Below are 14,387 nucleotides of genomic sequence, written 5' to 3' on the forward strand. Positions count from 1 at the left end.
TTTATTGAACCGTAATATGGCGGCGGACACGGAGAGTTAGCGACAATCCGATTAGAAGAAGAAGAAACGTCATCCAACTATCGTAAAAGATATCATAATGAGCATGGGCACTATGACCAAACTGCCCTTCTCTAATCATCTCAATATTATCAACGCTAGGTGACCATAAGATCATTTTCTGCCAACGGGGGGGAAGCCAGTCGACCATCGTAAACGCGCCAGAGAAAGGCAGGGAGAGATACGAAATAATACCAATACTCTTTTCTATTAACTCCGAGACCTCACTCAACGCAGCAACCAAAAGGGCAGTAGCTAAACTAAAAAGACAATGAAAACCCAACCCCAGATACAACATTCCATAGTCTTTCGGTGGCTCCATATACCCAACGAGCCATGCCCCCAGAAAAACCAAAAAACCCGCAGCCAAGGCGCCCATAACTTCCAAGATGACGCGTGCGAGAATAATATCCAGAGGCGTTACCTGACGATGGAAAAGCAAACTTCCATTGGCCATGTAGGCGTTCACCGCGCGAGTTAGGCAATGTCGCCACATTGTAAGTGGGACATAGCCCGTGAGAACAATTGCTGTTGTTGGAAGATCATGCTCATGAGCGTCCCGCAGTATCGTCCAGACTATTGTTACGCCAGCACAAAAAAGAATTGGCTCTCCCACCACCCAGAGGAAGCCAATATTTTCGCGACCATAACGAGTGTGCATTTCCCGGAACAGCAATGCTCCAATGACCCGGAATTGGAGCAGGAACTGCTGAACAAGAGACGTTTTGCTCCACGCAGAAGCTTTATTCGGCATTTGAGAATTAATATCAGACATCAGTGAATCTGATGCTCACGCGCGCCACTAATAAGGAGAATACCCATGGCATAGACTCCCAGACCAGTTGCCAGGACAATAAGAATGTCTGCAATCGCATGTGGATACTCCGGATAATCCGGCAAATCTGGTTGGGCAACTCCATCCAAGTATAACTGCTGCCGGTCGGCCTGGACCTTGGCTGCTTGCAGGCTGACCGTTGCTGTTACAAGTTCGCGCTCGGCCACCTCCTTTTGAGTGACAAGATCATCGTACTCTGTGATCTTGGGCACCAAGGAAGAATTTGATCCCGTAATATCTCCTTGAGCTTGTGCAATTTCAGCTTTGATAACTTCGATGCGTCGCTGGTATACAGGAAGCAAAGGAGTATCCGGCGCAAATTTCGTAACTTGAGCAACTTTCAGCCGCGTCGCAGTGAGCATGGCTTTCAATTGGTCAATATCACGCAACATAGGGACGGATTGCTTAAGAGGGTCAAGTATGTTTTGTTTGTTACGATAATCTGCAATTTTCAAGCCAATATTGCGAATCTTCTCTTCTGCCGCGACGACTTCCTTTTGAGAGGACGCAATGGTGTTCTCTCGCTGACGGGCGTTCATTTCATTGACGAGATGCTCGCCTGCATTTATGAGCGCCCGCCCGATCCGCTGTGAGTCTTGGGGAGAGAAAGTTCTAACTGTCAGGCTCGAAATACCAGTCGTTGTATCCAGCTCAGCGATAATATGCTTTTGGTAATAAGAAAAGAAATGCTCAAAAGTATTACCACGAAAAAAAGTTGGGAATCGAGCGAAAAAATCCGCATCAGGATGATTGAAAACAGCCCTGAGATTTTGAGATTGTATCAGATTCCGGGCCGCATCACGCGACATCATGTAAGTCTGAACGGCATACGTATCTTCAGTACTGCCCGCCCCCCCCATACCTGGGATAAGTCCGCCTAACATATTAGGCGTTTGAGCTCCGGCGCCCCGAACTACAAAGTAGGCATGCGAGACGTATTGGGGAGACGCCACACACCCATAATACATAATAGCAAGAAATGTAGGGAAAAGAACTATCAGGTTAAAGCCCGGGTGACCTTTCAGCCACCGCATAACTTTTCCACTGAAAGGTTTTTTTTGGGGATCCGTATGCGATATCATATCACCAGAGGAAATAACGTTCAATTCAACCATGCGGATACTCATGCCCTAACCACTACAGGAACGCAAATCATATTCATGATTGTCTTCGACAAGCTTACCCATGGTAGAAGCTATAGTATTTTTCCAAATTATCCCGACAAACCCCAAAGATAATAAGATAATATAAGCTTACACAAAATTGATATCATTATGTAAAAAATAAAACATCCCAAATATACCAAAAATAATTTTGGTTATTTAAAAACCTTCTAAAGAAGATATATTAATTATCATGTATAATATTTTTATATTTTGTATTTTTTTCTGTAGATTTATTAATGATACCATCCATGCACATAGAAGTATCATTATCATGAACATGCACATTCTTTACGCCCTCCTCGAGCAAAATTCCTCCTTGGTGAACTCCAAGAGGCTGCTGCCCAGAGGCCACACATAGTATATTATCTGAAATAATCCCCCTTGTCGGGATTGTCATACTCCCTACATGCGTCACATCAATAGTGGACTGCGGCAGAGATGTAATATTATCTTCCAAACTCGAATTAAAGTATTGACCTCCAGATAAGATAAATTCTGATACTCCAATGGACATCACCGAACCACCAGAATTACCAAAACGACCACCTATCCATCGGAAAGCCTCGGCATAAGACCCTTTCATAGAAGGCGTTGCAGAAGCTCCAAAGTTGGTATTATAAATTCTTACAACATTCTTGGACGCTATTCCCCGCCCTAGCACATAGCCCGCGTGTATTTCCAAGTCTTGTGCGTCTGAAATATCCATACATAAACTACAATCCTCAAATTCCGGATCGTAAAAACGACCGAAGGCCGGGCATGCCTCCCCATTATTTCCCATAGATTTATCGCAAGATACTTGAATTCCGACTGCAGCACTTTCACAAACTGTATTACTTAAATCAAGACTTTGTGCAAAATCGTGCCAATAAATACACCGTGCTTTATGTCCGGCTGCAGAGTTCATATTAACACGATTCAGGCGTAGCAGATCTGCCCGCTTGTTACATGCAGCAAGAGAAACAGTTGGATTATTAGATCCGCAACGGGAAGCATCCCCCCAAAACTCAAATCCTGTACCTCGCATTCCTAGCACAACCATATCCTCAACGAGATTGGCGGCTCCTCCTTCTTCCTTAAAAATATTGTACGGATTAAGAAGCGATACGTCCCGGATTATAGAGTGCTGTGTCCAAGAAATATCAAAAACTGTTCCGTCTTTCACCATATTTGAGGCATCAATGCCCGCATGGTCAAATGAAAATCCCGTCCCGTAATCTGAATTACTCGATGAATATTTAAACATTGTTCCAGAATTTTTTGGTGTTGATATATATACTGTCCCTCTATAATCCAGATTGCCAGAATTAACATTTCCGTTTCCTGCGTTATGGATGTGAACACCATTGCAAGGAATGTTGACCTGAGACAGAACGATCGCCAAGGCTGGAACATACAATTCCCCCCCTGAACGATATGGGGAAGCATTGGATTTTCCAGAGCAAACGGCATTTATCGCATTTTGATAACAGGCTGTGTTATCGTTAGAGCCATTGACTAGCGAAACGGGACAAAAATCCAAGAGGCTTACAACATCCTGGTTCTGTACCGCTTGCGAACGCGAAACTGCACCCGCTTCAGGGCGAAGCGCTAAAACCTTATCTGCTGAGAGAGATATTCCCTGAGGCAATGTGGGCACAGTTGCAGCAACATGTTCAGTGCCAAATACAAACAATAAGGAGATCAGAAAAATCCATCTAAAAAAACGCATTTTCAATCTCCTACACCGATTTATGTTAGAGCTGTGCCTACAGCTTATAAAACCCATCTATTACTCTAATACTTCAAATTACCTTCAACACTTTTAAGGGATTTGTATATGCTTTCTTCCCACTCAAATGGTTTCCAAGACTGAATACGGTCAATTTGATCATTTCTACGCTTGCTATCAGCCATATAATCCATAATGGCTTCTATCCAGGCGAGACCATCCAGGGGATCCAGATAATCTGCGATGCCTGCCCCTACTTCTTTCAGTACGGGAATATCAGAGCATAATACCGGCACACCAAAGGAAAAAGCTTCCGCAAGCGGCAACCCAAACCCCTCCGAAAAAGTCGGAAACAATAGAGCGCGACAATTTTTCAGAAGATGGATAACATCCTGATCTGGAAGTTCATTATACTCCAGAACATGCCCTCTCAAAGAAGGGCAGCGATCCAAAAGATCAATAATATTTTCATTTTCCCACCCGCGTTTGCCAATGACAACCAGAACGGGGGCTTTATCACCTAACTGTTCCGCCAAACGACGCCAGATCTGCAATAACAGCAAGTGATTTTTTCGGGGCTCAATCGTGCTCAGACAGACAAAATAGGGACGTGAGGGACATACTAACGTTGGAGGCAGAAGGTCTTCTGCTCTCCTCACATTGCCCCCCAAGGGGACCACGCTAACAGGAATCTGCCTAGACTGTTTTTTCATATACGGCATGAAGGCATCGCGCACTACATACGATGGAAAAATGATACCAGCCGCATAATCAAGAATTGTTTGCACCCGCACAGCATGCCGCTCCGGCTCACCAGGACGCGCATATTCAGGATATTCCAAAGGAATAAGGTCATGCAGGATAGGTATGAATTGTGCGTCCGTACGTTTAAGAATATTTCTAATTACCCTGGGACGCGTCAGATGATGATGAGACACCAAAATATGGAGCATGTGGGGTTTTCTAGGGAGCGGAGAATAAAGGATTTTTCTCCTGATTTTTCTCTTCAGGCGTGATGTCGATCCGAAGACCTTAGATGATCCCCATTTTGCCGCCAGTGCTTCGATTATCTCCTCAACCAACGGTGTTGGAATACCACCTACAATTCCGATGGGATGCATGGCACAAAAATAACTCTGCTCCCGTTTATGAGTCAGAAGATACTGGGCATAGGATAATTCGACCCGATCTATTCCTGTGGGAACGGCGTAGTCCGCCCGCGCCAGCAGGCGGGAAATATCCAGAAGATAGGAAACCGGGATCACGTCAGTTCAAAAGCCTTCTACAATGTTGGCCAATTTAGCTGACAGAGACAGGATAGGATCTCTCATGCAGTCCCATGCAGCTACGTCCGACCCAATAGTTCTACACGCTTCATGAAATTTGATAGGACAGTGTCGCTGCAGACGGCTGATCACTCCACTAACGAGCGTGTTCAGGCCTTCCTCAGAAAAAAATCCCCCGGGAACCAGGCAATATTCTATTAACACACGCCTGAAAGCCATGAATGTCTCAGGATCAGGACCTTTAGGAGACGTCCAGAATTTATCCAGACCATCCTGATGAGTAATTCCTGGAATATTATAAACAGCCTGCCCAAGCGTAATCACTGGAATATTTTCGGTAACTGCCAGAGTTCCTGTCGTGCTGTTAATAGTCACCACCCCCTTGGCACCTCTTACCATCACCGCAATATCGCCATGCTCGACATAACCCACCCTCTGGATAACGCCATATTTTTTGGCGATCCGCCCGACGATACGACGCCAGTCATAAATGCCGTTATCCAGCGGGTGCTCCTTGATGATCAGACGCATGTCCAAGGGGGCAGATGCTGCAAAAGAAGCGACAACCTGTTCGATCGCGTCCTCAATGCCGCTGAAACCGGAATGCAAACGCACCTGCGCATCCGCATTGAGCTGAAGTGGAAACAGCATATAAGGCGCCTTGCTTGCCGACAATCGGCGAACCACCTCTTTACTGCGCTGGATCGCAGCCTTGCGGTCAGAAAGTCTTCTGAGCCAGCCCACACCCTCGGTCAGGGGGTGCCAAGGTCGATGATTGGTCCAGTGAGGATAATGCCACCGGGACACAATGTCCGCAATATTATACGCAATACCTTCCATGGCCCGCCGTCGAAAAGAAGATGGCACCGGATGGTGAGGCTCAGGCTCTGGAAGATATGCAGCTGCCTTTAGATAATACTCCGGATCCTGTGGCAGTTTGGAATGCCCGTTAACGCCACCCAACTCCAGAGTCACCCAATCTGGACGCAAATAGCCTTCTTCAAATACATGCACAGGCACATGTAGTTCGCGACACAGTTCAAGGGCCGCGGCATGATGGGGACGGCAGTCACCAAAAAGCAGGACGTCCGTAATTCCGTTTCGGGCAATGAAATCCCTCAGATAAGGTGGCCATTCTTTCAGGGAGCGACAGTAGTCAATAGCGTTCGGCAATCTCCAGAACAGCCGGTCGCCGCCGTTGAAATGAATTTTATGAACGCCGTAGCCTTCTTTCAGAAGCCCCCTGCCCACCCTTTCAAAAAAAGGGCCCATCAACCCCTGAAGCAACAGAAAACGTCGTGTTTCCAGCTTAGGCTCAGGAATGACACCCATCGAAATATTTGGATCTAAAGTCATTTACTCTTTCTTGCAGACGATGATATCAGATGGGCCACATGCTTGTGCAGTCTTCCCTGCACCCTTCTAAGTCGAGTTACAAGGCTGGGTTTCCATAACTCTGGCTGCGAAAGACGCTCAATCAGAATCTCAGGTCCACATGGCAAAAGCGTGACCGGATCGAGGTAGCACGGATATAATATCAACGTCGCCGCCACGAGATCTTCGAGGGAGAGCTGGCGGCCACGTCTGGCAACCGGGGGCACCATATCCTCTGTCAACCCCCACCCGGCATAGAAGGGCTGCCCGTAGGTCACAACAGGCCGCTTCCTCAAGAGGGCCTCAAATCCCGCAAGCGACGTCATGGTGTGCACCTCGTCCACGCAGGCGATCAGAGCCGTCATGGAACCACCGCGCTGAACTTCGTCCGCATAACGAATCACAACGTTGTCAGGCACATGGCCATTCCGGTGGCCTGCATCCACATCCGGATGCGGGCGAAAAATAATATACGCTTCGGGATTACGCTGCCTTACGGCTTTCAGAAGGGACAGATTGTCCGCAATTTCCGAACAGCCAAGACGGATCGAAAGGTCATCTCCTACCTGTCCGGGAACAAGAAGAATTCTCTTTCCTGCTGGAAGATTCTGATAAGAGCCTGTGGAGGACGATGCCCCGTATTTCGAGATATTTCGTTCGACCAGCACTTTCATCAGGGCGGCCGCCCGAGCGCGAAGAGCCTCCGTGAACTCTGTGCCGGCCAAAAGGCATTCGAGATCGCTGCAACATGAAGGATCGAAATAGATTCCCCGCCGATCCAGAACAATGGAAGAAGGAGGCAGCAGATCACTGCCCAAGCCGATGGACCTGAGGAAACCGTCTTCTATCTTGGCAACAGGAATGTTTGCAGCCACAGCGTGCCTAAACAGTCCCCGAGGCGCACGACTGACCCAGACAGCAATACCCCTGCCTCGCCTTTTTGCGGAATGTACTGCCGCAAAACTCCGGGAACGAAAAATAACCGGGAGTCCAGAGCCCTCAAAAAACTGCCTGATCCGGCGGCGCTTCCACCACGCCATTCCCACACAGACGCCGAGTGAACGCTTTTGTAACCATGCTCTTTTGGCATCAGAGACGATGTCTACCATCGTCGCCAAATCAACCCGCTGCCCTGTAAACGGACTGGTCCATTCGACTCCCTCTGACAGCCAGCCCATCGCCTGACATGTAGAGAGGATTTGAAACTCGTCCTGCAGGTTCAAGAGCTTTACAGACCGACCATATACCGCCCCCAGCAGCGTCAGATCGTCGGGCTTACTTCCCCAAACCGCGGCACAGCGTTTCAGAAGATCATGGGGCTCACAGGGCCGAGAGAGAAAAACATTTTTGTGCGTGAATGTCGGCAGGTCTTCAGCCACCGGTATAATCACACAGATGGTCTGTCCTGGATGTTTCGCCAGAATGGTCTGAACAATTTTCCGAGTACGTACCCAGTTACCACTGCCAGAAACAAGGTGGTCAAATTGTCCTTTTCCGCGACAACACGACAACCAGAAAGCGCCACCGAGCTCTTCTGTCCGCAATATCTGGATAAGAGAGACCTCAACCGTTGTTTTTCCAGAAAACGAACGCCAATCCCGCACTGGACGCCCGAGCCGGGGAACAGCCAGCGTCAACGGTGGGGGAATTCTCAGAAAGGTCATTAAAAAGAGGCCAATTTCCAAAGATCAGGGCGACAGACGATATGAAACCACTCAATAATATATCTTATGGAAAAAGAAAAATCCCTTAACACATCTTGTGGAATAATGGTCGCCGTCATTAAGATAGCAGCCAAGCAGATCCATAACCCCTAAATGAAAAAATAATACGTGCTAGAATATTTTATTGTAATAATAATCCTTTTTTTATTAAACTCAATTATTGATTCTGCAAATTCACAGAGATTTTTGAATTTTTCACAATCAATTCCAAGAAATATTATTATATTTATCATTTTTGGGTTTTTTCTTTTCCTGATAGGAAGCCCTTGGTTTGCGTTTGTGCTTACCACGTTACTCACGTCCCTTTTAACTATGGCATCCATTTTAAAATCTCGAGTTCTGGGAGAACCCCTGATTTTCAGCGACCTCGCCGTCGCAGCGTCCTTTCTGCGTTATCCACGGTTTTATATAGATGCCATCCCCAAATTTATTAGAATAATTATTATATCTGTAATATTTTTTGTCCCGGGTATTGTATATTTTATAATTAAGAATGATTTTCCACCCTATTCCCACTGGGTCGGAATGTTTGTGATGACCATATCTAGCTCTACATTATTTATTTTATGGAGAAAAAAATGGTCAACGACATTAATGACCTATCCGAATCTTTTTTCTGACGTCAGAAATTACGGATTAATCGCAACGCTTTTCTTTTACTTCCTGCGTTGGCGCCGTGAAGCAGCCCCTGCTCCACTCAAAAAACCTTCTTCCAGTGTCCCGATGGATATAGAACTGCTCATTATTATCCAGTGCGAGTCTTTTGCCGATCCAGTTTCTCTCATTACTCAACACCCACTCCCTCCCTTGCCGACCTTGGCTCGTTTCCAAAAGGAGGGCGGCAATACAAGAAGCGGGCAACTCGACGTCAGCGGATTTGGCGCTTACACAATGCGCACGGAATATGCTGTGCTATTCGGGCAGAATGAGAAAAGCCTCGGCTTCAGGCAATTTGATCCATTCCTGACAGCCCATAGCAATATGTCTTATGCATTACCCAATCTTCTTTCTTCTTCTTTCGAAGAAAGAATTTTCTTACATCCTCACGATCTCCGTTTCTATAACAGAATCCAGCTGATGCCTCAGATGGGGTTTACGAAACTCATTTCTACGGAAGCATTTTCTGAAGAGGATCTTTGCGGATCTTATGTGGGGGATATAGCGCTCGGAGAAAAAATCTGTGATATTATTGGAAAATCATCTCAAAAATCCCAAATGATCTATGCCGTGACAATGGAAAATCATGGGCCTTGGAAGCAGGTTGATAACACCGAGTATAAAGATCCACTCGAAATCTACGATTTTCACGTCCGCAACAGCGACCTTTTGCTTGATATGCTGGATCAGACGCTCGCAGGATTGGGAAAGAAAGCCGTACTTGCATTTTTTGGCGACCATCGGCCCTCTATTCCAGGCTACAATTCACCAGACCAAAATAAATCTACACCCTTCGTTATAAAAACATACCATTCATCAGTCGAATTTGATTTTCCACAGGACACACATCTCACTCCAGCGGAATTCTCTAAAAAAATAATTCACTCTCTTGGGAAATCATTCAGGCACTACTGAAGAAGAACCAATCTGTTCTGGACTGCAAATGTACATGCAGATTGCGCTGCCTGCCTGGCCATTTGCCGACTACAGAGATATAGAATATCAGGTAACGATAGCAATCATAATAGCCGTAAAAGAAGTACTCTTCTTGATAACTCATGAATGGGACCATCGGTCGCAACTAGGTCGCGTTGCCAAAAGACCTGTTTTCCTTGGGTAAGATCTGTTTTGCTGGGTGCTATGGCGAGGCAGCTTAGTGGAACAGGTATGGCACGAGACGACCTGACGGATCGGAAATGGGCGATGATTGGTCTGCTTCTGCCGCCTGAGCGCGGACGTTGAGATCGACCGGTCAGAGACAACGGCCTGTTTCCCAATGGTATGCTGCGCTTAATCTCCTGTGCACGGGATGCCTCTGGTTTGACATGCATGAGCGCTATAGCAAGTGAAACTCGGTCTACGTCCGGTTCGTGCGTTGGGTGAACACGGTGCCTGGGATTCTGCTGCAAACGCTTACAGATCTGGGGCAGACCGATAACTGGCACCATATACTCGACAGCACACCGTAGTTCGTGCCCGTTCACAGGTCACTCGCGCAAAAGGAGGACTCATGCGGAAGCCTCTGGTCGGTCACGCGGCGGCTTTACGAGCAAAATCCACGCCCCATGCGACACTCACGGACGTCCTCTTGGCTTTTTCCGCCAGGATCTGCTGATCCATGGGATCCTGCGGTTATTTCCTCAAAACAGGCCGCAGCGTTCCCCGGAAAACAGACTGTCGGCGTTACAGTGACCGCAACCCCCTCCCGCAGATGCGCCGCATCGCGACATGCTACGACAAGACCGCCTTGTCATTCATGAGCTTCCTCAACCTCGTCGCAGCAAATGTCCGGATCAGATCTTGTGTCAACGCGACCTAGATGCTCCTGCTAGCCCCATCCAAGCTGGCTTCCCATGAAACACGCAATCAGCACCGTACCAATCCTAAAAATTATATTTCTGCAAAAATAGTGTCAGATGTATATATCAATAATCCCTTTTATAAATTTATAGAAAATCCCCTTTTCTCTCAAAAATAAAGACGTTGCATGAGAGTCAAATGGATGAGAAATAATTGTTATATTTGGATAATTTTTTAAATCTTTAATCTGCCACCAATCGTTCCACATATAAATTTTTTCGTTATTTTTTTCAGATCTAGAAATATTTATCACAACATTTTTTTCATTTTTCTTGAACAGATTAGAAATATTTTTTAATTCTACTTGTGGAGACATATGCCCATCACCACTAAATTGATTTCCTGTTTGAGGAGCAAAAACAATAGATAAATCCCCTTTTGCATAATAAAAGAAGTATAACGCGTTATATCCTCCACTACTTTGCCCACAGAAAATCATTTTTTCGTAATTTTTGTAATCTTTTAGTGAATTAAAGTATTTTATCATCTTTTTTCTTGAGTTAAATTTATCAGATATACCATTTTCATACCAATTACTATTGATATCCAACAAAGATAAGCAGTCCATTCCTGTAAAATCAGACAGTTTTTCACTCAGGAACGGCTCACCCAATCCACCAAACCATATAATAATACTTCTAGATTTTTTATCATAAAATTTACATCTACTGTTCGGTAAATGATCGATTAAATTTATATCAAGATTTTCTTCCATTTTTTATTACCTTAAATAAGTTAAGAACTTAAATTGATATTATTTTTAAGGACAATTAATTAAAAATAACAAGATTCTATATTTTGATTAATTAATGAATGTCCATCAATCATTTAGATTCATTTACCCTTACCACCTATAATTCTCTATTAATCTAATTATATCATAGATATAGGTGTATCACGCTCCGAAAATGGCGAAAGTTCTTATTTAAGCAGGAAAATTCGCGAACCAGATCGAAGGTCCGATGCAAACTAGAATATCGTGCAGATCAGAAGGCTTTGAAGAAGCTAAGGGGCACACCCTCGATTGAGCCGCATGGGTTTGGGGTTCGATACAGGCAGCTTCATCAGGGGTACCTGAGACTTTCTAGTCTGAAATCTAGTCTGCGATACGACAAAGCCAAGAGAGCATCCCACATGCCCTGTTCAGCGAAACGGCGAAACCTAACATGGACGGATTTCCACTTGCCATTGCACTCATAAGCGCCTCACCAAGAGAAGCTGCCCGCAGAACATGCAGTATACTCTTGAGAAACCGGCACTTATCTCCCCGACAGATAGGCCAAAATCACCGCCAAGGGGAAGAAGATGCCCAGTAATTGTCAATTCTTGACCTGACAATACTTGTTTTTTGCCGTTATGTCCTTAGTAACAAAATGAATCAGACCTCAGGCAGATCATATAGACCTTTCGAATAGGGGCAACCATCGCTCAGGATCCGCTGGTCATTCCTCTTCCGATGCCAGCAGATTTATTACCCACGACTCACGCAATCAGTGCCATGGGAGTCCTAAAAATCATATTCCTGTTAAAGTAGTGCTAGGAGGTTCATGCTTCTGCCAAGGCGCGGGGATCGTGGAACAGACCTTCACATTTCCAGGATGATGCCGTCGGCGTACTAGTGACCAATTACCCTACACCTCGCTCATCATCGCCCATATCCGCAGAATATTACAGAATCACTCACCCTCCTTTTCGATTCAGCCTCTGAGTTTTCACGACCTTGCGACTGATCTCTGGCCTAAGCCTTTCTACGACGCAGTGTGCGGAAAAGCACTTTATGTCAAAGCGCCAAGACTCTATTCCAATTTTACTTACGCACGATCTGCCGTTAGAATTGAGAAAATTGATTTTCATCTAAGGCGCAGTAGGCAATTGCGGGCATATTGCAGAAGGGATCAGGTATCGAGATGTCCGTAAGGCTTTTCCAAAACCGTTGGCTGGAACTGATGACGTTCATGCCAATGAAGATATTTCTGCCATTTTGGGCTCTTATATTGACCTTGGTTGTTTATAATACTTTACCCATGCCCCTAGACCGGTTTTTGGAAATGGCTTTCTTGGGTTTTCTGTTCTGGAGCATTATAGAATATCTAGGACATCGCTTCCTTTTTCATCTTGAGTTGAAATCTGCTTTTGGCCAGCATCTGATCTTTGTCATCCATGGCAATCATCATGACCTGCCTTCAGATCCTCTCCGCAACATGCTTCCCCTAAACGTGACGGTTCCGATTGCGGCAGTTCTGTGGTTTGGAGCCGTTGAACTTTTGCATGAGGATGGAAAGGCGATTTTTCTGGGATTTTTGCTGGGCTATGTCGGATACGACTTCATCCACTATGCCTGCCATCAGTTTCCTATGAAGAAATGGCCGTTTTTTCGCCTTTTACACCGGCATCATATGCTGCACCACTATGCAAACCCAGATCGCAATTTCGCAGTTACAGCAATTTTTTGGGACCGTGTGTGCGGCACCAAGAGCAAGAAAAGCCGCCAGTCTTAATGATGCGGATCTGCTTTGATACCCGCAGCACGGGACGTTCAGGCGGAACTGGCGTAGCAACCTATGCCCAAATGCTGGAAAAAGCCTGTGAAACCGAGGGGTTAGAGCATTCCCGGCTTTTGGACCTGCAACCAAGAAGTCCGGACTTCAATCCTCATTCTTTCCCGCGTCAGGTACTTCGGTTACTAAAAGCCAGTTTCTCAGAACGGCGCGTTCGAAAGAGCGGAATAAACTATCAGGTGCCCGACCTGTACCGTACTGCCACTGTTCGCAGCAGAACCTGGCACAAAATGACGTATCTAGAGAGTCTCGACCCTCCGCTTCTTATGCACTGGACTTATCCACTTCCGTTAGCGTGGAAAAATACCAAGAACGTTGTCACCATTCACGATATCATTCCCATTCTTCATCCTGAATACGGCAGATTCTCCAAGTCGGAAATGAAACGACTTCTGCTCCAGTGCTGTGAGCAGACAGATGGCATCGTAACCGTATCCAAAGCCGTTCAGACAGATCTGATCTCAGAACTGGGAATTGCAGAAGATAAGATTACCCTCCTGCCCCAGGCAGTCAGATTTTCAGACGAAGAACTTCACGAAGCTAGATATACTTCCCCTCCTAGTCCCACGGATGGATTTTTATATTTTGGCTCTATCGAGAAACGCAAAAACATTGGGCGAATCATTACTGCTCATGGGTTATCCAGAACCAGAAGACCACTGACGCTTATTGGCAATCGAGGCTTTGGAGCCAAGGATGAGCTCGCCGCTCTTTACAACCATCCAAGGCCTGAACTGGTTCATCTAGTCCCATGGTGTTCCCGAAGCGCCCTTATCAAAGCGATTCAGGAAGCCCGTGCAGTTATTTACCCCTCGCTGGCAGAAGGCTTTGGATTACCGATCATTGAGGCCATGATGCTGGGCACTCCAGTCATAACCAGCTTTGGGCATGCCACAGAAGAAGTTGCCCAACAGGCTGCACTTCTGGTCTCTCCTGTGAATGTGAAGGAAATAAGTGAAGCCATATACACGATTGGCACAAATGATCTTCTGTACCAGTCTCTAATCCAAGCTGGGCTTGTGCGAGCAGAGGCTTTTCAATTTCCATCTTATGCTCGGAAAGTCGGAAATTTTTACAGAAATTTTATAAAAAATTGAATTTCTGCTTTAAAAACTTCTAGGAACGCTTCCATGTAGAAAGATTTTTCCAGTAAAAAGCC

10 protein-coding genes are annotated in these 14,387 nt (G+C 45.9%); 3 read left to right on the forward strand and 7 right to left on the reverse strand.

Annotated features, from left to right (window positions below; all coding sequences use genetic code 11):
• Position 1: 1 nt before the first annotated feature.
• The 6 genes from A0U94_RS12155 to A0U94_RS12180 all read right to left on the reverse strand — a co-directional run bounded on the left by A0U94_RS12155 (position 2) and on the right by A0U94_RS12180 (position 8,093).
• On the reverse strand, positions 2–832 hold the full coding sequence (locus A0U94_RS12155) for an ABC transporter permease (protein ID WP_077803510.1): 831 nt from the start codon (positions 830–832) through the stop codon (positions 2–4).
• Positions 832–2,019, reverse strand: a complete 1,188-nt coding sequence (locus tag A0U94_RS12160) for a KpsE/RkpR family capsule polysaccharide export protein (protein ID WP_244178007.1) — start codon at positions 2,017–2,019, stop codon at positions 832–834. The genes A0U94_RS12155 and A0U94_RS12160 overlap by 1 nt, the downstream gene beginning before the upstream one ends.
• 220 nt (positions 2,020–2,239) lie before the next feature.
• On the reverse strand, positions 2,240–3,769 hold the full coding sequence (locus tag A0U94_RS12165) for a hypothetical protein (RefSeq protein WP_244178008.1): 1,530 nt from the start codon (positions 3,767–3,769) through the stop codon (positions 2,240–2,242).
• Positions 3,770–3,834: 65 nt separating this feature from the next.
• On the reverse strand, positions 3,835–5,034 hold the full coding sequence (locus tag A0U94_RS12170; protein ID WP_077803511.1) for a glycosyltransferase family 4 protein: 1,200 nt from the start codon (positions 5,032–5,034) through the stop codon (positions 3,835–3,837).
• 6 nt (positions 5,035–5,040) lie between these two features.
• A complete protein-coding gene (locus tag A0U94_RS12175) occupies positions 5,041–6,411 on the reverse strand; it encodes a capsule biosynthesis protein (RefSeq protein WP_244178009.1) in 1,371 nt (456 codons plus the stop codon).
• Positions 6,408–8,093, reverse strand: coding sequence for a capsular polysaccharide export protein, LipB/KpsS family (locus tag A0U94_RS12180; protein WP_077803512.1), 1,686 nt, complete (start codon positions 8,091–8,093; stop codon positions 6,408–6,410). The genes A0U94_RS12175 and A0U94_RS12180 overlap by 4 nt, the downstream gene beginning before the upstream one ends.
• Positions 8,094–8,687: 594 nt before the next feature.
• On the opposite strand from A0U94_RS12180, the gene A0U94_RS12185 reads away from it, so the two are divergent.
• The gene (locus A0U94_RS12185) at positions 8,688–9,725 is read left to right on the forward strand and encodes an LTA synthase family protein (RefSeq protein ID WP_167369384.1); all 1,038 of its coding nucleotides are present in this window, start codon (positions 8,688–8,690) and stop codon (positions 9,723–9,725) included.
• Between the two features lie 997 nt (positions 9,726–10,722).
• Here the strand turns inward: A0U94_RS12185 and A0U94_RS12200 are convergent.
• The gene (locus A0U94_RS12200; RefSeq protein WP_244178010.1) at positions 10,723–11,385 is read right to left on the reverse strand and encodes a hypothetical protein; all 663 of its coding nucleotides are present in this window, start codon (positions 11,383–11,385) and stop codon (positions 10,723–10,725) included.
• Between the two features lie 1,192 nt (positions 11,386–12,577).
• Between A0U94_RS12200 and A0U94_RS12205 the strand changes: the two genes are divergently transcribed.
• A complete protein-coding gene (locus tag A0U94_RS12205; protein WP_077803515.1) occupies positions 12,578–13,168 on the forward strand; it encodes a sterol desaturase family protein in 591 nt (196 codons plus the stop codon).
• The gene (locus A0U94_RS12210) at positions 13,168–14,325 is read left to right on the forward strand and encodes a glycosyltransferase family 4 protein (protein ID WP_167369385.1); all 1,158 of its coding nucleotides are present in this window, start codon (positions 13,168–13,170) and stop codon (positions 14,323–14,325) included. The genes A0U94_RS12205 and A0U94_RS12210 overlap by 1 nt, the downstream gene beginning before the upstream one ends.
• Positions 14,326–14,387: the final 62 nt, after the last annotated feature.

This window comes from Gluconobacter albidus (assembly GCF_002005485.1).
Classification (GTDB): domain Bacteria; phylum Pseudomonadota; class Alphaproteobacteria; order Acetobacterales; family Acetobacteraceae; genus Gluconobacter; species Gluconobacter albidus.